The organism is Micromonospora sp. NPDC023888, assembly GCF_040639415.1.
GTDB lineage: Bacteria > Actinomycetota > Actinomycetes > Mycobacteriales > Micromonosporaceae > Micromonospora.
In genome coordinates this window covers 134477-152414 of sequence record NZ_JBEZZW010000003.1, presented here as the reverse complement: position 1 = coordinate 152414, position 17938 = coordinate 134477, and the positions used below count along the sequence as shown (strand labels likewise).

Here is a 17938-nt window from a genome sequence, read left to right as displayed (position 1 = left end):
GTGAAGGACCTGTAGGCGCGAGCCTTCGGTGCGGCCCGATCGATGTCAATAGTTCGATGGGCGCGAGGTGGCTGCCCGTGTTGGTGCCGGTGCCGGCTGTGATCGTGTGGTGAGCTGGCTACCGGAGTGTCGCCGAGATGATGCGCGCGATGCGCTCGCCCGCCGCGCCGTCCCACATCGGTGGTGTGGGCCAGACGGCAGGCCGTTGCATAGCCACCGTGCTCGCCACCGTCTCGGCGAGCGTCGACCGGGTGACGAGGCGGTTGGTGCCGTGTGTGATCGTGATCGGGCGTTCGGTGTTGGGCCGCAGCGTCAGGCAGGGCACGCCGAGCATCGTCGTCTCCTCCTGCACCCCGCCGGAGTCGGTGACGACGACCGCCGCGCCGCGGACCAGGCTGACGAACTCCAGGTAACCGAGGGGGGCGACGACCCGCAGCGCGCGGTGCGAGAGCAGACCCGCGCCTTCGAGGTGACGCCGGCCGCGTGGGTGCAGCGGCAGGATGACGGGGAGTTGGTCGGCGACCGCGTGCATCGCCTTGACGAGGTCGACGACGTCTGTCGCATCGTCGACATTGCCCGGTCGGTGCAGCGTGGCGACCACGTAGCGGTCGGGGAGCGAGAGCGCCGCCCGGATGCCGGCGACGTCGAAACGGTCGAGGTTCGCCAGCAGAGTGTCGATCATCGGGTTGCCGACCAGATGGATCTTCTCGGCCGCGACGCCTTCGGTCCCGAGGTGCGACACGGCGTCGGGGCTGGTGGCGAACAACAGGTCGGACACGTGGTCGACGACGATCCGGTTGATCTCCTCGGGCATGGACCTGTCGAAGCTGCGCAGGCCGGCCTCGACGTGCGCGACCGGGATGCCCAGCTTCGACGCGACGAGGGCGGCGGCGAGTGCCGAGTTGACGTCCCCGTAGACGACGGTGAGCGCCGGGCGGTCGGCGATCATCAGCTCTTCCAGGCCGGTCATGACGCTCGCGGTCTGGCTCGCGTGGCTGCCCGAACCGACCCCCAGGTTGATGTCCGGCTCGGGCAGGCCCAGTTGCCGGAAGAAGACCTCGGACATCCGCTCGTCGTAGTGCTGTCCGGTGTGGACGAGGCGCTGCGCCACGCCGTGCCGCTCCAGCGCACGGATCACCGGTGCTGCCTTGGGGAAGTTGGGACGTGCACCCGCGACGTGCAGAACGGCGTCGGCTGGCATGGATCTCCTCGGTAATTCGGTGCGAATCAACGGCGGCGCGCCAATAGTACAAGTTATCCAGTTTAAGGCATCTAATCGTCATAGAATGTCGAATGACGGATGCGTTGCGGTGTGCGTCGCCGGACCGGTGACCTGCCGTGAATGATGTTCTTAATTCCCGAAGGCAGGCAGAGCCGCGTGAAGCAGATCGTCCAATCGGTGTCCGGCGGAGAATTGCGAATCGTCGACGTTCCCCAACCGGAGCCTGGTCCCACCGAGGTCCTCGTCGCCACGCGCAGGTCCCTGCTCTCCGCGGGCACCGAACGCGCCGTGCGTGAGCTGGCATCGGCGAGTCTGCTGCGCAAGGCACGGGCCCGGCCGGACCTGGTCCGCCAGGTCGTCAACCGGGCCCGCACCGGGGGAGTCCGCTCGACGCTCGCCGCCGTGCGCAGCCGGCTCGACGAGGACATGCCGCTCGGCTACAGCGCCGCTGGTGTCGTCGTCACCGCCGGCGCCGCGACGGACGGCATCCGACCCGGGATGCGCGTGGCCACGGCGTCCGTGGGGCACGCCGAGTACCAGGCGGTGCCCGGTCTGCTCGCGGTGCCCGTACCGGATTCGGTGTCCGACCAGGCGGCCGCCTTCGGCGCGGTGGCGGCGATCGCCATGCAGGGCCTGCGGCAGGCCGAGGTGGGTCTCGGCGGCTCGGTCGCGGTCGTCGGTCTCGGCCTGGTCGGGCAACTGACGGTACGACTGGCGCTCGCCTCGGGGCTCCACGTCATCGGCATCGACCTGCGCGACTGGACCGCACAGTTGGCCGGCGAGTGCGGTGCGGTCGGCCTGGTCGAGGCGGGTGCGGCGACCACCGAGCAGATCATGGAACTGACCCGTGGCCGAGGCGTCGACGCGGTCCTCATCACGGCGGCGACGGCCTCGTCGGAGCCGGTCGCGCGCAGCACCGAGATCGCCCGTGACCGTGCCCGACTGGTCGTGGTCGGTGACGTCGGTCTGGACCTCGACCGTCGACGCTTCTACGAGCGCGAGCTGGATCTCCGGTTCGCGCGCAGCTACGGTCCCGGCCGCCACGACCGGGCCTACGAGGAGTGGGGCATCGACTACCCGATCGGCCACGTGCGCTGGACGGCCCGGCGCAACGTCGAGGCCTACCTCGACCTGGTGGCCGGTGGTCGGGTCGCGGTCGACGACCTGGTCACGCATGTCTTCGAGGTGGAGTGCGCCACGGCAGCCTACGAGGTGCTGGCCTCCGACCCGCGCTCGCTCGCGGTGCAGCTCAGCTACTCGGCTCCCGCGCAGCGGTCCCGGCAGACGATCACGGTCCGGCCGCGCCGCACCTCGACGTCGCCGCGGGGCGGCCTGATCGGGGCCGGCAACTACGCCAAGGCGACGTTCCTGCCCGCGCTGAAGGCGGCGGGGTGGGGAGACGACCTCGTCGCCATCACGTCGGCCAAGGGCCTGTCAGCGCGGCACGCCGCCGAGCGCAACGGCATCGCCGTGGTGGCACCGACAGTCGAGGACCTGCTGGTCCGCGACGACATCGACGTGGTGTTCATCCTCAGCCGCCACGACTCGCACGCCCGCCTGGTGGTGCAGGCGCTCGACGCCGGCAAACACGTCTTCGTGGAGAAGCCGCTCGCGCTGACCCAGGACGAACTCGACGAGGTCAGGGCCGCCTACGACCGCAACTCCGGCCACCTGTTCGTCGGGTTCAACCGTCGGCACGCGCCCATGGTCGTGCACGCCAGATCGGCCCTGGCCGCCGGCTCCGGCCCGATAACCGTCGCCTACCGGGTGAACGCCGGGCAGCTACCCGCCGCGCACTGGTACCACGACCGCCGCCAGGGCGGCCGCATCCGGGGCGAGGTGTGCCACTTCATGGACCTCGCGTCCTGGCTGGTGGGCGAGCAGCCACGGGTCGTGCACGCGTACGGCAGCGGTCGCGGTGAACCGGGCCTGGAGGAGGACGTGAGTGTCCTGCTCGGATACCCGGACGGGTCCACGGCGACGATCACGTACTCCACCCGGGGGCACCGGCGCACGCCCAAGGAGCGCCTGGAGGTCCTCGGGCGTGGGCACACCGTGGTGATCGACGACTTTCGGCGCCTGGAGATCGACGGCCGGGAGGTGAAGCGCGTGCCCGGCGGCAAGGGACACCAGGAGCTGCTCGCCCGCACCCGAGCGGTGGTCACCGGGAACGCGCCGGACGAACGGGAGCTGGACGCGTCCTTCGGCGCGACGAAGGCCGCGCTGTCCGCGATCGCCGCCCTGGCGGGCATTCGGGAGGAACACCCCTCGCGGCTGCCCACCCAGGTCGACATGGAGAGCGTGCGGGCCGGCTCCACCCCCTGACGCGCCGCGCCCGGCAGCGGGTCAGCGCGGTGCGTCGCCGCACCCGGGTCAGCGCGGTGCGTCGCCGTCGACGAGCGGAGCGAGCAGCCGCCCGAGGGCGTGCGCCATCGCCGTACGCGACTGGTTCGCCCGTATCCAACTCCGGCCGGCGGCGCCCATCTTGGCCAGCTCGTCGGGGCTCGCCTGGGTGAGCTGGGCGAGGCCGTGGGCGAGGTGGCCCGGCGGGGTCACGTATCCGGAGTCCGCGCCCAGCACGAGGTCGCCGACGGTCCCCGGGCTGTTGGTGACGATCGGCAGCCCGGCGGCCATGTAGTCGAACACCTTGTTGGGGCTGACCCCGGCCCGGAACAACTCGACGTCGGCAAGCACGTGCACGCCGACGTCCGCGGCGTGCAGGAGGTCGGGGATCTCCGACTTCGGCACCGGGTCCAGGAAGCGGACGTTGGGGATGCCGAGGGCCTTCGCCTGCAGGCGTGCCTTCTCCATCCCCGCGCCCACCAGCACGACGTCGATCTCCGGTACCGCCTCGGCGGCGGCCAGTAGCAGGTCGAGGCCGTTGGCCGGGCCGTGTGCGCCAGCGTAGACGGCGGTACGGCGGGTGAACCCGTATCGTCGCCGCAGCTCGGCACGGGGTCGGCTGGGGACGAAGTCCTCGGGGTCCGCCGCGTTGGGAATGAAGGCGATCTTCTCGGGCGCCACGCCCTTGCCCTCGATCGCCGCCCGTACCCCGGGCGCCATGATCACCACGCGGTCGGCGCGCTGGTACAGGAACCGTTCGAGGCGCTCCAACGCCCGGTACGCCACCGACGTCTCCGACAGCGTGCCCATCTCGACGAGCACGCGCGGCCACAGGTCCCGGACCTCCAGGACGAACGGGGTGCGCCGGAGTGTCGCCACGACGCAGCCGGAGAGGCCGGCCAGCAGGTGCGGCGACGAGGCGTAGACCACGTCGGGTCGGGGCTGCCGCAGGCTGGCCGCCGTGGCCGTCACCGCGTAACTGGCCCAGTTGACCACCCGGCCCAGGCCGTTGCGCCGGTACGGCGTCACGGCGACCAGGTGGAACCCCGGCGCCGCACGTTGTGGCCGGCCGGTGATCATGTTGCGGCGGCCCGCGATGATCACGTGCGTCCAGCCGGGCAGTCGGCTGAACAGCTCGACGTGCCGGGTGCCGCCCGGATGGCCCGGGGGCACGGCGAAGTGGTTGAGGACGAGGACTCTGCGTGGTGTCATCGCGGTGCTCGCACGTGGTGGACGTCTCCTGATCCGAGGTGGGTGACGGTGAGGGAGGCGCCCGCGTCGCTCCAGGTCACCTGGTACCGGAAATCGTCGAGTGAGGTCGGGTCGGCCTGCGGCCCGGGAATCGCGCCGAGCCCCCACAGAGCTGTGTCGTCCCGACTCTCGGCGGTGATCCACGTCGCCGGCTCCCAGCGTCCGTACGTCCGGCTGTGCCAGCCCGCGAAGGGCGTCGACCGTCCGCGCACCGCCTGGTACCCGTCCAGCCCGATCAGGCCGAGCTTGGTCCCGCCGGCGATGAGCGCGTCGTTGTCCACTGTGACGTCGGGGTGCAGCGGAACGGTGAGCGACCAGGACCGGTCGGCCGCCGGCGGGTCGGCGAACTCGACGATCGCCACGTACTGCTCGGCCACCACGACCGCGCGGCCGACACGCACCGGGTGCTCGCCGCGCGCGTACGCGTCGTGCCACCCGAAGACGATGGTGCGGTCCGGCAGGACGAGCGGTGCGCCCAGGTGCCCACGGCCGGCGTTGAGCCAGCGGAACGCCCGGTGCGGGACGAGCTGGTCCTGCCCGTCCGGCCGGCGTACCGGGTGGGCGGCGGAGGTGCGCAACCCGTTGCGTACCTCGAGCGGGCCGTTGTAGGTGCCGGTGCCCGGATCGGCGATCAGCCACCGGCCGTCGTGCTTGATCCAGACCGAGGTCAGGTCGGCGTGGCCGTGCGAGGGGCCGGCGTCCACCTTGAACCACACCCGCCACGGCCCCCGGTCGACGAGCGCGATGCCCCCCGAGGTCGTCGCGGTCGACCGCTGGCGCATCGCCGCGGGGAACTCCTCGGAGGTGGCCTCGGGGCCAGGCGGGGGCGCGTACCACGCCAGTTCGTCGAAGTCGGCGTACCACCGCGCCGGCAGCCGTTCGCCGCACAGCGCGAGCCCGAGCGCGGCGGAGCCGGCCACGTCGAGCGGGTCGCCGGAGGACGCGAGCACCCGTCCCTCGTCCCAGTCCCCGTACTGCGGGACGTCCCCGTCGAACACCCCGAGCCGGGCCAGGTGCAGGCTGGCGGCGTGCAGATCACGGTGGACGCGTGACGGCGCGCCGCCGAGCAACACCCGCACGATGAGCATTTCGACGACGAATCGGTGATACGACAGCGAGTCCTCGATCATCCGGCCGTCGGCTCCGAAGTGTCGGCGTTGCTGAGCCGCGAACATCTTCTCGCCGGTCCGCGCCCACCAGCGGGCGCGCCGAGCCGTGGGGAACATCCGGGCGAGCAGCATCAGCCCGAGCGCGTCGCCGAGCAGGTGGTTGTTGCGCATGCTGCTCAGCGTGTAGGGCAGCTCGACCATCAGGTGCCGGGCGCTGGACAGCAGCAGCCGCTCCATGGCGGTCCCGACGTCGCCGGGTAGTCGGTCGCCGACAAGCGCGAGGATCTGGTTCCAGGCGATGGCGCGCAGGGCGAGCTCCAGACTGGAGTACCAGTTGACGCCCCGCTCCGGCGGGGACTGCGTACACCAGGCCCGCAGCAGCTCGTCGAGGCCGCCCTGCCACGGGCCGGCCGGGTCGAGGCGGGACGCGCGGGCCAGGACGACCAGGTCGCGGTGGCGTGCCGCCTCCCAGGTGTGCTTCACGTCCGACAGGCGAGCCTCGGAGCGGATGTCGATGCGCCACCACGGGTCGCCCGCCGGCCACTGCCGCCCGGTCAGCGGGTCGGTGCCCCAGGGTGCCGACACGCCTGTCGCCACCCGGGCGCCGAAGACCCGGAGCCCGTCGTTGAGCACGTGGCCGGCGTCGTCCAGGCACCGCTGCCGCGCTGCGTCGCCGATGGGCAGCATGCTGGTCAGCGGCACCACCACCGCCGCCGCGTGGTGCCGGTGCGCCTCCCCGCGGAACAGGACGGCGTGGAATCCGGTGCGCTTGGATGCCTCGTACGCCGCGCGCAGCGGCGCTGACAGGCCCAGCGCGCGCATGTCCACGGCGATCGCGCGGAGATCGGGTTTCACCTTCAACGTCCCCTTGGGCAATGGCGATTCTGTCGTTTCGTCCCGACCGGAACCGCCCGTGTAGGAAGCTGCATGCGCAGCTCAAATCGGGCATTTAGGACGCGCTCGGGCGGTACGCGAGTCGAGGCGGCGCGCGCGTCGGTCGGTGCGGGTCGTCGATCTGTCCTGTGTCCAACGCCGCCGGTGCCGCTTCAGTGACGAGGTCGCGGGTGCCGCTTCAGTGCCGACGTCGCGAAGGTCGCCGAAGGGATGAGAAAGAGTGGTCGTGACAGCGCAAACCCGGGCAGGGCTCGGATCCCGCTCGCCGATGCCGCCTCCGGCCGGGGCCGGTCCCGCAGGTGGGGCCCAGGCCGGCACCGCACCGGGTGGCTGGCGGACGACGGTGCAGACCCTCGCCGTCGCGCTGCTGTGTGTCGCGGCCTTCCAGGCGTCGTCGGCGAACGCCTGGCTGAGCGTCCTGCAGGCCTCCGGCGCGGCGATCCTGCTCAGTTGCCGCCTTCCGCGTCCCCGACTGCCCGACGTGCTGGCGGTCGCGGTCGCGGCCTGGGCGCAGCTCACCGTCGTCTGGTCCGGTGACGTGGCGCAGACGCGGAGCGTGGCCCTCGCGTACACCTCGGCCGCCCTGCTGTTCGTCGCGGTCCGCCACGTCGCCACCACGCCGAAGCACCTGCTCGCGGTCGGGGGTTCGTACATCGTCGGGTGCGCCATCGCCGCGTGGCACCTGATCATCGAGGCGCGCGGGGCCGGCGGACAGGCCAGCGCGATGGACATGGCGGTGCGCTTCGGCATCGACGGCACCAACATCAACTTCACGGCCTACTCCAGCGTCACCGCGTTCGTCCTGGCGCTGGGCCTGTTGAAGATCCGCGGCCGACGGCGGCTCGTCACCATCGGCCTGATCACCGCGTTGCCGGTGCTGGCGTCCGGGATCTTCCTGAACCGCACCAAGGGCGCCCTGGTCGCCCTGCTGCTCGTGGTGGTGTACGCGCTGCTCAGCGAGGTCGGTCCCCGGGTGACCTGGGTGACCGCGGTCGCCGTGGTGCCGACGCTGCTGGTGGCGGTGCCGCTCGGTCTGGGGCAGAGCGCGTTGGTGTGGGCGGACGACGTCATCGGCTCGGCGGCGACCGGCGACGTGCTGAGCCGTCTCGAGTTGTGGCGGTACGCGTCCTCCTACTGGTGGGACGCCCTCTGGGTGGGCGGCGGCGCGGGAACCTTCGAGCTCTGGAACCCGTTGGGCATCCGCCCGCACAACGCGGTGCTCGCCGTCGCCGTGGACCTGGGTCTGGTGGGCCTGCTGGGCGTCGCCGCCCTCTTCGGGGTGGTGCTCGCCCGGCGGGCGGCGCAGTGCCCGGTCGGGCTCCGGGTCGCCGGGCTCTTCCTGGTGGGGGCGTTTCCGCTCTGGCTGACCGGCGTGTGGGAGTTCGAGCGGGGATCGTGGCTGGCACTCGCCCTGCTGTCGATGCTGCCGGTCCAGGCCGCCAGCCGTCGGAGCGCGGACGACCCGGGACGGCGAGCGAACCACCCGCCGGGCACGGTCGAGGTCCGTGCCGCTCTGCGCCCGACCGGGACGACCGTCCTGAGCTGGCCGGGGGCCATCACCCGGTGACCACCCGATCGTTGGCTCGTTCAGTGACTACTGACAGTCAGTCGACCGGTCCGAAACGTGGCGGAGCGCCGTGCGTGCCGCCGGAACCCGGGCTGGCACGACGGTGGAGCGCGCACGGTCGTCGGGTGCTCAACAGTGTGGAGGGTGGGCGAGTGCAATCTCGGAATCCTGGCCGGGTCGTCACGCGACCGTCCAGGGCTGGCCGCTCGGCCGGGAGAGGTCTTCGGTGACCGCCGTCGAGGAATTCAGTCGTGGCCGGCACCGCTCGCCGGTCGGCGACCTCCAGCTCCGGGCCGCGCCGCGACCTGAGCACCGCGTACCCCCGACGGTGGCGGCGCTCCGCCCCACACCGGCCGGTCGAACGGTCACCTGGCTGCCGTTGGCGCTGGCGCTGTTGTGGATGCTCGGCACGTTCGGCGCGTTCTGGATGACGAGACTGGCCCGCGATGTCACGAACCCCTATAAGCTCTCCGCCTTCGTGCTCGTGGCGACGGCGCTGTTCGCCGGTGGATACGTGGCGCAGATGGCCCGCCGTCCACCCTCGATAGCCGCCGCGTCGCACTCCATCGGACGCGTCCGGCTGGTGCGTCAACTGGTCCTGGCCAGTGCGGTCTACTACGTCGTCGTGAGCCTGACGCGGCTGACCCAGTTCGGCGCCACCGGCCCCAGCAGCGTGTGGGCGAACATCCAGGCCCCCGCCGCCGGCTACGTCAACAAGTTCGACGTCTATCAGCAGGGGCTCGGCGACACCAGCCCGTGGATGACCGCCCTGGTTCCGCTCGGCGTACTCAGCGTGGCCCTCGTACCGCTGCTGGTGGTGCACTGGCCCAGCCTCCCCGGATGGCTGCGACTCGCCGGAGTGGCCGCGACGGCGACGCACATCTCGTTCTACCTCTTCATCGGCACGATGAAAGGGCTCGGCGACGTCGTCATCATGCTCGCCGCCGGAATGCTGATCGCGTGGGCGGCGGTCCGGCACCGGCCGCGGACCTACTCCCGCCGACGCCGGGCGCTCATGCTCGTCGTCGGGGCGTTCGTGCTCCTCGCCACCTACATGATCCACAATCACGCCACGCGGGCGGCCGAGTTCGGCACCACGGGTGCCGTGGTGCACGTGAACCCGACTGTGGAACGTGTCGTCGGTAAACCGATGGCCGAGGGCATCGCCGCGATCATCGGCTATCCCACACACGGCTACCTCGGGTTGTCCTACAACCTGCAGGTGCCCTTCGAGTGGTCCCGTGGTCTCGGCAGCGCACCGTCCGCCGCGATCTTCGCCGAGCAGACCTTCGACGTGGACCTCACCGAACATCCGAGCTTCCCCGACCGGACGGAGAACGAGATGGGGTGGCCGGCGCGCATGTACTGGGCCACCATCTATCCCTGGCTCGCCTCGGACCTCACCTTCCCCGGCGCGGCGCTGTTCATGGGGTTGGTCGGATGGCTGTTCGCCGGCTCGTGGCGTGCGGCGGTGTCGTCCCGCCGGGTCATCCCGTCGTTGATCTTCGCGCAGCTCTGCATTCTCGTCGTCTACGTGCCGGCCAACAACCAGCTCGGCATGGCGCCGGAATCCATCGTCGGGATGGCCACGCTCCTGGTCCTGCACGTCATGCAGTCCCTCTTCGGCGAACGCCGGCCGCCCACTTCCGCCCCGACCTTCGCCGCGCGGGCCTCCCGCGGGTAGGCGTCACGCCCCGCGGGCGGGCAGCACGGGCGCGCCGTCAGCCCCACTGCCGGAAGAACCCGCCGAGAGGCTCCGCGTACGCCCGGTAGTCGAACGATTCGAGCGCCTGGCTCCGCGCGGCCTGCCGCATGACGCTGCGCTGCGCGGAACTCAGGCCCGCCGCCGCGCGGAACGCCCCGGTGACCTCGGCGACCGTGTGGTCCCGACAGACCAGGCCCTCACGGTTGGGGCGCAGGTATCTGCCCATGTCGCTGGTGAGGTTGGCGATCACGGGTGTGCCGCTGGCGAGACTCTCGCAGAACTTCGTCGAGAAGCCCGCGTCCGCCGCCAGCTCCGGCCTGCGGACGAGGACTGTGAAATCCGCTCCCTGAAGGGCGCTCGACACCTCGACCTGCGGTAGCCGACCCAGGCACCGCACACCGTCGGGCAGCGCCCGACCGCCGAAGAGGCCACGTACCTCGTCCCGCGTCGGGCCGTAGACGCGCAGCTCCACACTCGCGCCCTCGCGCTGGACGTTGCCCACCGCCTCGATCACGGTGCCCAGGAGATCCTTCTTGTTTCCGTGCGGATTACCCGCGTAGGCGAGCGTGAGCGGGGGTGAGTCGCCCGCGGTCTGCCGGGCCTCCATCGTCAGGCTCTTGACGTCGAGAGTGGGTGGTACCCGCAGGACGGGTCTGCCACTGCGGCGGTAGTGCTCTTCCAGGTAGGAGCTGATCGCGATGATGCCGTCGCACCGCGGGTAGTAGTGGCGCAGAGCCAGCTTCATGCTGACGTGCAGCGGGCCGAGGTAGCCGCCCCGCACGTAGCGCCCGTTGAACCAGTCGACGACGTCGACGATCAGCGGCACCCGGTGCCGACGACACCAGCGCTGGAGATGGAACATGTACTGGGCCTGACCGCCGTGCACCAGCACGTGGGACGGTTTGGTCGGCTGGGCGTCGAGCCATCGAACCGTCCGTTGACCCCAGCGCACCAGCGTCTGGACGGAGCTGCCGAGCGGCCCCGCCTCCGGCGACGGTCGCTCGGCGAGGCCGACGTGGGAGACCGATCCCGGTCCGTCGACGCCCGGCAGCGCCGTGCTGGTGAGCGGCTCCGGCCCACCGCTGGCGACCACCACGTCGTAGCCGGCCGCGGCCAACGACGCCACCAGGCCGTAGACCCGTCGGGAGCCGGCCTCACCCCACGGGAAGAGGAACGGACCCACACAGGCGACCCATCCAGTACGTCTCATCGCAGCACCTCGACTCGCTTCTAGGCCAGTTGCCGGCCGGCGGCCCCGGCGGTGGCGGATCCGGTTCGTGCCGCCGAGCCCAACGTGGCGGCGAACCGCGCGGCCACGTTCTCCTTGGCGTGCTCCTGCCGCGCGAAGGCGGTCCCGTTGCGGGCGAGCCGCTCCCGCAGGGCCGCGTCCCGGCAGAGGTCGGTCAGGCCGCTGACCAGCGAAGCGGCGTCGGCGGTGCCGACGATCACGCCCGCGCCGGCCTCCTGGATGTGGTGCATCGACGCGACCTCGGCCGGCCCGTAGCCGAGGATCGGACGGCCCGCGGCGAGGTACTGGGGGATCTTCGTCGAGACCGAGTAGCGGGTGTAGCGGCGGATCTCCTCGTCGAAGGACTCGATATGGACGAGGACGTCCGCGCCGCGCAGCGCGGCGGGCACCTCGTCGCTGCTGAGCGACGGCCCCAGCCGCACCCGGGCCAGGGGGGCGAAGTGTCGCGCGTACCGGGTGAGGTCCTGCTCCGGAGCGTGGATGGTCAGCCGGACGGGCAGACCGGCCGCGGCCAGGCCGTCCAGCGCGGCGCCGATGTCGCGCAGCGACTCCCAGCGGTTGAGGTGCAGGGCGCCGACGTAGACCAGCTCTGTCGTCCCGCTCTGCTCCGCCTCGGTGCGGGGCGGAGCGAAGAACGTCTCGTCGACGCAGTTCGCGAACGCGCTGAACGGAATGCGGTATCGCCGGGCGTACTCCTGGGCCATCGGCTGACTGATGACCATGCCGAGCGGGGCCAGGCGGATGAGTCTCGCGATCGTCTCCTGGACGGACCGGTCGGCCCGACCGAAGAGTTCACCGTTGTCGTACAGGGTTGCCGGCCAGTCGTCGGTGAAGTGCGGCACGACCGGGACGCCACAGGTACGCGCCGCGAGCGCCGTGATCCTCGTCAGCCGCACGCTGCCGAGCATCGAGTAGACGACGTCGGGCCGGAAGCCGCGCATCCACTCGATGAGCGCCGGGGGAACGCGGATCGGGCTGAGGTCGGCGGTCGCGCGCAGTTGCGCGTAGATCTTGGCCATGGTGGGCCGATTCTCCGCCGCGGCGTGTACGGCGGCGATCGGCCGGCTCTGTTGCAGCGGCGTGCGACCGTTCCAGCCCGACATCCGCATGGCGTAGTACTGGATGGGCAGGTAGTGGTCTCGCGGCGGGAAGTGGAAGAAGTTCTCGCACACGTCGGTGGTCGGCGTGATGTTTCCGGTGTGCACCTGGGCGAGGCGGTCCCGGGGCCAGCCGGAGAAGAGGTTCGACAGGGTCATGGCCGTGCCGCTGACCCGGCTGAAGGGCGTGTGGCTCACCACCAGCACCCGCGGGAATTCCTCGTCCAACGCCATCGGTGCGTCCGCCTCTCTCATGTGGTCCGTATTCTCAGCGCCCGCCGGTAGCCGAAGATGGCCGCCGGAACAACCGTCCCGGTGTAGATGACAACGGCGACGTACGGTGCCGCGGCCACCCCCCACCAGTGCACCCCGAGCATTTTTCCGACAATTGACAGTGGTAGGTACAGCAGATAACCCCACAACTGGGGGCGGACGACTCCGGCCGCGTTCTGCACCATGAACCGCGGCGAGATCGCGGCCAGCACGATCCACCAGCAGGCGAGGCCCAGCAGCAGTGACCGGTTTCCTATCGAAATCGGAAGCCAGGCGGCGAGGATCTGCTCGCCGAACAACACCAGGACGGTCGATGGCAGGACGGCGATAAGCGTCGACACGATTGTCATCCGGCGCACGGTTCGACGTATCCAGTCGAGGTCGCCACGCGCCAGGGCCTCGCCGTGCATCGGCCACAATGGTTGGTTCACGAGTGTCACGAGTGCGCCGAGCTGGTTGAACAATCTGGCTGGCACCGCGTACGCGGTGACGCTGGCGAGGCCCAGCGCGTGTGCGATGATCAATGGGTCGGCATTGTCCGCCAGGACCATTATCAGCGTGACCATGAAGAAGAGGCCGCCCAGGCCGAACAGTTCCCGGACCCCCCGACCGTCGACGAATCTCGGCCGGGGCGCCAGGTGCGGCAGACGCCAGCCGAATGTCCAGACCGTATTGGCGATGTTGACGAGTAACGGGGCGATGGCGATGCTGGCGATCACCGCTATCGGAGGCAGCTTCGCGTACACCGCGCCGAGCGCGAGTGGCAGCGAGAGCGCGCTCGCCGTCGCCTGCCAGACATTGCTCGCCGCCACCTGCTGATACGCGTACTGGACGCGGGCGACGAGCGACAGCGGAATGTTGAGCAGGAACGCGGTAAGGCACACCAGGGCGACGAGGTGGGCGTCGCGCGCCGCCGTCCCGGTCGCGTTGAAGAGCAGCGGCCACGGGATGAACCCACCGACCAGCCAGAGCAGGCCACACGTCGGAAGCGCCACCCCGCAGACCGCCGCGTAGGCGCTGGAGACGTACCGCCGGGCCGTGTCCGAGTCGCCGTCCACCCGGCACGGCGCGAGCCTCGTCATGAGCCCGAGGCCCACGCCCAGATCCGCGAAGGCGACCATTCCGGTGACGGCGAGCACGGCGGCCCAGAGCCCGTACAGGTCGGTGCCCAGATAGGACAGGGTCACGGGGAGGAGAACGAGTGGTACGAGAGCGCTGACCGCCCGACTCAACGCCGCGGTGGCGATCCAGGACAGCAGCCGGCGACCGCGACTCGGGGCCGGGGCAGTGGGGGCCGCCGGCGCGGGCGGCGCGACGGTCTGGACGCCCCGCCCCGAGGCGGGTGCCGCGACGTCCGGCGGCTCGTGCCGCTCGAAGCTGCCGGATGGGGCCCGCATCTGTCGGTCCTATCGATCTGCGGCGAACGCCGGAGGGACGCGGCTGCCGCGACGCGGCCTCGCGCTGGGGTTCCTCACGGTCATAACTGCCGGTGAGGGGGTTTGGGTGCGGTCCGCGGCCACCGTCCGCCGCGCCGGTCAGCGGGACTGCAGGGGTACGCCCACCGGACCGCCCACCGTCGGATCGATCGGCTGGGCGCAGAGCAGCGCCAGGTGCTCGGCGACCTTCGCCGCGTCGTCGTACGGGTCGAGCCCGCTCACCTCCATCGGGTCGAGCGCCGGCACGGCCACGTGGGACACCAGCGGGTGGAACGGCCGGGTGTCCACCTCGCCGGTGCCGAACAGGGTCTCGTGCAGCTTCTCCCCGGGACGAAGACCGGTGTAGACGATCGGCGCTTTGCTGGACGCCTGCTCGGCCATCTGCCGGGCCAGATCGGCGATGCGGACCGGCTCGCCCATGTCCAGCACCAGCGCCTCCCCGTCCCGGCCGATCTCGGCGGCCTGGAGCACCAGGTGGACCGCCTCCTGGACGGTCATCAGGTAGCGGGTGACGTCCGGATGGGTGACGGTCAGCGGCTTGCCGTCCTCGATCTGTCGCTGGAAGGCCGTCACCACCGAGCCGCGGCTGCTGAGCACGTTGCCGAACCGGACGCTGAGGAACGTCCCCGGGAACCGGGACGCGGCGTGCGCGGTGAGTCGCTCGGTGATCCGCTTGGAGTACCCGAGCACGCTTATCGGGTCGGCCGCCTTGTCGGTGGAGATGTTGACGAACTTGGCCACGTCCTGGCAGGCGTCCAGCACCGACAGGGTGCCCCAGACGTTCGTCTTGACCGCCTCGCCGGGGTGCCGCTGCAACAGGGTCAGGTGCTTGAGCGCCGCCGCGTGCAGGATGACCTCCGGACGGCGTTCCCGAATGATCCGGCGGAGGCCCTCGTCGTCGCGTAGGTCGGCGAGGATCAGCTCGGGACTGTCCAGCAGGGCTCGGCCGGCGAGCGACATCTGCAGGCCGTGCAGGGCCGACTCGTCCCGGTCCAGCATCATCAGCTCACCCGGGTCGGCCTTCATCACCTGCCGACAGAGCTCCGAGCCGATCGACCCGCCGGCGCCGGTGACCAGGACCCGCCGCCCGGTCAGACTGTTGGTGCTCAGCGGTAGGTCACCGATCACCTGGCGGCGGCCGAGCAGGTCGCCGATCTGCACGTCCCGGACGTCGGTGACGGTGATCCGGTGGTCGACCAGGTCCCGCACGGGGGGCAACACCTTGAACACCGCCCCCGCGGTGAGGGTGGCCTCGCGGATCTGGCGGATCAGCGCCGCGTCGGCGTTTGCCACCGAGAAGATGACCGCCTTCGCGCCGGTGCGGCTGACCGCGGCATCGATGTCGTGTCGTCCGCCGAGCACCCGCACCCGCCGGATGCGCAGGTCGCGCTTGTCCGGATCGTCGTCGAGGGCGCCCACCGGCAGGTACCTGCCGCGCGGGTCGCCGAGCATCGACCGCAGCAGCTCCTGGCCGGCGTCGCCCATCCCGAACAGCAGCACCGGTGTCGACGACCGGACGTCGGGGCGCATGGAGAGGTCGCGGCGGTGCCGGTAGGCGAACCGGGCGCCGAGCATCAGGAGCAGCGCGAGGGCGCCGCCGACCAACGGGGTGCTCGCCGGTACCGGTCGCTCACCTGACGACAGCAGGCCGAGCAGCACGATGGCCGCCGTCAGGATGGCGGTGCCGGCGACGCCCTGGACCTCCTGCAGGCTGCCCAGCGGGTGTCGTCCGGAGTAGAGACGGCGTACCGCCGCCACGGCCACGTGCACGACTGCCGCGAGCAGGCCGATCGCCGCGGCCCGGCCGAGTTGGCCCGCCGGGAGGTCGAACTCGAACCGGGTCCACACGGCCGCGCCGAAGCCGCTGACCCAGGCGGTGGTGTCGGTGGCGAGGAAGCCCGCGGTGCGGCGGCGGGCCCGGCCCCGCCGTGACGAGCGGTCCGCGTGCTCCGTGTGCTCAGTCTCCTGCGACATGTGCTGGCTCCCTGACCCGTCTGCGACCGCTTCCGCCGAGTACGACAGAAGGGACTAAACGCCCTTTGTCCTTGTTACAGGCAGTCTCGTGTTTTTGGGGGATTTCTGGCGAACAGCGCACCGGCCATCTCCCGCCCCGTCCGGTCGTCACACCGGGCAGGGTCCCGTCCGGCCGCTCAGGAACTCCTCGATCGCGTCGGACACCCGGGCGATCTGCGGCTCGGTGAGGGCGCTTCCGCTGGGCAGCGTGAGCCCGTCGCTGAACAGTCGCTCCGCCGCGCCGGTGAGCAGCGTCTCCGCGCCGTCGTGCATGGGCTGCAGGTGCATGGGCTTCCACACCGGCCGGGTCTCGATGTCCCGCTCGCCCAGGTGGGCCGCCAGGTCGTCCGCCCGCCAGCCGCACCGCTGCGGCTCGACCGTGATGACGGTGAGCCAACAGTTGGACTCGCTGTCCTCCGCGCCGAGCAGTCGGACGCCCGGCACCGGGGCGAAGAGCTTGGCGTAGTGATCGCGCAGGTGTCGGCGGCGGGCGATCATCGCGTCCAGCCGGAGCAACTGGGCTCGGCCGAGCGCCGCGAGCAGGTTGCTGAGCCGGTAGTTGTACCCCGTCTCGCGGTGCTCGTAGTGCCGCGCGGGTTCGCGGGCCTGGCTGGCGAGGTGTCGGGCCCGGGTGAGCAGCGCGGCGTCGTCGGACAGCAGCATCCCACCGCCGGAGGTCGTCATGATCTTGTTGCCGTTGAAGGAGAGCACGCCGACGCGCCCGAAGGAGCCGGCGGCTCGACCCCCGTGGCGGGCGCCGAGGGCCTCCGCGGCGTCCTCCACCACGGGGACGTCGGCGTCGGCGCAGACCGGGATCAGGGCCCGGTAGTCGGCGCAGCTACCGAACATGTCGACGGGAACGACAGCGCCGACCCGCTCACCGCGCGAGCGCAGCCGTCGCAGCGCCTCATCGACGAGGGCGACGTCCACGTTGCCGGTCCGGGGGTCGCAGTCGACGAAGACCGGCCGCGCCCCGATGTAGCGGGCCGCGTTCGCGGTGGCGACGAAGGTGAGCGTCGGCACGATGACCACGTCGCCGGGGCCGACACCGACACCGAGCAGGGCCAGGTGCAGCGCCGCCGTCCCGGAGTTGACGGCCACGGCCCCGTCGGTGCCGACCCGGGCCGCGACGTCCTGCTCGAACGCCTGGAGGTCCGGGCCGACCGGTGCGACCCAGCCCGAGCGCAGGGCGGCGACCAGGTACGACTCCTCAAGGGGGCCGATGTCGGGTGGCGACAGATACACCGTGCCGCTCATCGGGCACCGCCGGTCACGAGACCACCAGGCATCGGCACGATCCCACCTCCAACGGCGTCGGGGTAACGCTCGGTACGCGTGCTGACCGGGTAGAAACCGGATGACCGCGCCGATAGGCGACAGTCGACCAGCATTCCCCCGATCAACCCCGAAACTCGCAGACGGACACGGCCAGCTCGGCAGCCTTCTGCGGGCGGTAGGTCCACCGACCGCCTCGTGAGCGTCGCGACGACTGGTCGGCCGAGGGCAAAACTGACCGGTCGGGCGAGGGGACCGCTCCGCGAACGGAGGAGTTCCAGCGGGCAGGCGGGACGGCCGGCTCCCGCTGGCCGGTGATCGGCGACGCTCCCGCAGTGCCGTCACCTCGCGGTCAGTGCCGCAGTTGCCCTGATGGGTGCGGTCAGCAGGCCGGGATCAGTTCGTGGCCGAGCGGCCGTCGGGACGAGGGGACATGCAGCGTGCAGCCGTACGCGACACCCGGCGTCGCCCCGGGCGTTGGTCGACGCCGCGTGCGGAGTCGAC

General features: G+C 71.3%; 11 protein-coding genes. 3 read left to right on the top strand and 8 right to left on the bottom strand.

Going from position 1 to position 17938, the window contains the following annotated elements; all coding sequences use genetic code 11:
• Window positions 1–118: 118 nt before the first annotated feature.
• Window positions 119–1201, bottom strand: a complete 1083-nt coding sequence (wecB, locus tag AB0F61_RS03750; protein ID WP_357802970.1) for a UDP-N-acetylglucosamine 2-epimerase (non-hydrolyzing) — start codon at window positions 1199–1201, stop codon at window positions 119–121.
• A gap of 198 nt (window positions 1202–1399) precedes the next feature.
• Here wecB and AB0F61_RS03745 point away from each other — a divergent pair, with 198 nt between their 5' ends.
• Complete coding sequence (locus tag AB0F61_RS03745; protein ID WP_357802969.1) at window positions 1400–3547, top strand: bi-domain-containing oxidoreductase; 2148 nt, start codon at window positions 1400–1402, stop codon at window positions 3545–3547.
• 48 nt (window positions 3548–3595) lie between these two features.
• Here the strand turns inward: AB0F61_RS03745 and AB0F61_RS03740 are convergent, their stop codons facing one another.
• Both AB0F61_RS03740 and AB0F61_RS03735 read right to left on the bottom strand, forming a co-directional pair.
• Window positions 3596–4777 carry a glycosyltransferase family 4 protein gene (locus tag AB0F61_RS03740; RefSeq protein ID WP_357802967.1) on the bottom strand — a complete coding sequence of 394 codons (1182 nt, stop codon included), beginning with the start codon at window positions 4775–4777 and terminating at the stop codon, window positions 3596–3598.
• Window positions 4774–6780 carry a heparinase II/III family protein gene (locus AB0F61_RS03735; RefSeq protein ID WP_357802965.1) on the bottom strand — a complete coding sequence of 669 codons (2007 nt, stop codon included), beginning with the start codon at window positions 6778–6780 and terminating at the stop codon, window positions 4774–4776. The genes AB0F61_RS03740 and AB0F61_RS03735 overlap by 4 nt, the downstream gene beginning before the upstream one ends.
• Window positions 6781–7045: 265 nt before the next feature.
• Here AB0F61_RS03735 and AB0F61_RS03730 point away from each other — a divergent pair, with 265 nt between their 5' ends.
• Both AB0F61_RS03730 and AB0F61_RS03725 read left to right on the top strand, forming a co-directional pair.
• A complete protein-coding gene (locus tag AB0F61_RS03730) occupies window positions 7046–8386 on the top strand; it encodes an O-antigen ligase family protein (protein WP_357802963.1) in 1341 nt (446 codons plus the stop codon).
• Between the two features lie 226 nt (window positions 8387–8612).
• Window positions 8613–10070, top strand: coding sequence for a hypothetical protein (locus tag AB0F61_RS03725; protein ID WP_357802961.1), 1458 nt, complete (start codon window positions 8613–8615; stop codon window positions 10068–10070).
• Window positions 10071–10107: 37 nt separating this feature from the next.
• Here the strand turns inward: AB0F61_RS03725 and AB0F61_RS03720 are convergent, their stop codons facing one another.
• The 5 genes from AB0F61_RS03720 to AB0F61_RS03700 all read right to left on the bottom strand — a co-directional run bounded on the left by AB0F61_RS03720 (window position 10108) and on the right by AB0F61_RS03700 (window position 17416).
• Window positions 10108–11301 (bottom strand): glycosyltransferase, encoded by a 1194-nt coding sequence (locus AB0F61_RS03720; protein ID WP_357802959.1) that lies wholly within the window; start codon window positions 11299–11301, stop codon window positions 10108–10110.
• A 20-nt stretch (window positions 11302–11321) separates the two neighbouring features.
• A complete protein-coding gene (locus AB0F61_RS03715; RefSeq protein ID WP_357802957.1) occupies window positions 11322–12692 on the bottom strand; it encodes a glycosyl transferase family 1 in 1371 nt (456 codons plus the stop codon).
• Window positions 12689–14107, bottom strand: coding sequence for an oligosaccharide flippase family protein (locus AB0F61_RS03710; RefSeq protein ID WP_357802955.1), 1419 nt, complete (start codon window positions 14105–14107; stop codon window positions 12689–12691). Before AB0F61_RS03710 ends, AB0F61_RS03715 begins: the two co-directional genes overlap by 4 nt.
• 138 nt (window positions 14108–14245) lie before the next feature.
• Window positions 14246–16120, bottom strand: a complete 1875-nt coding sequence (locus AB0F61_RS03705) for a polysaccharide biosynthesis protein (protein ID WP_357802953.1) — start codon at window positions 16118–16120, stop codon at window positions 14246–14248.
• 147 nt (window positions 16121–16267) lie between these two features.
• Window positions 16268–17416 (bottom strand): aminotransferase class I/II-fold pyridoxal phosphate-dependent enzyme, encoded by a 1149-nt coding sequence (locus tag AB0F61_RS03700; RefSeq protein ID WP_357802951.1) that lies wholly within the window; start codon window positions 17414–17416, stop codon window positions 16268–16270.
• Window positions 17417–17938: the final 522 nt, after the last annotated feature.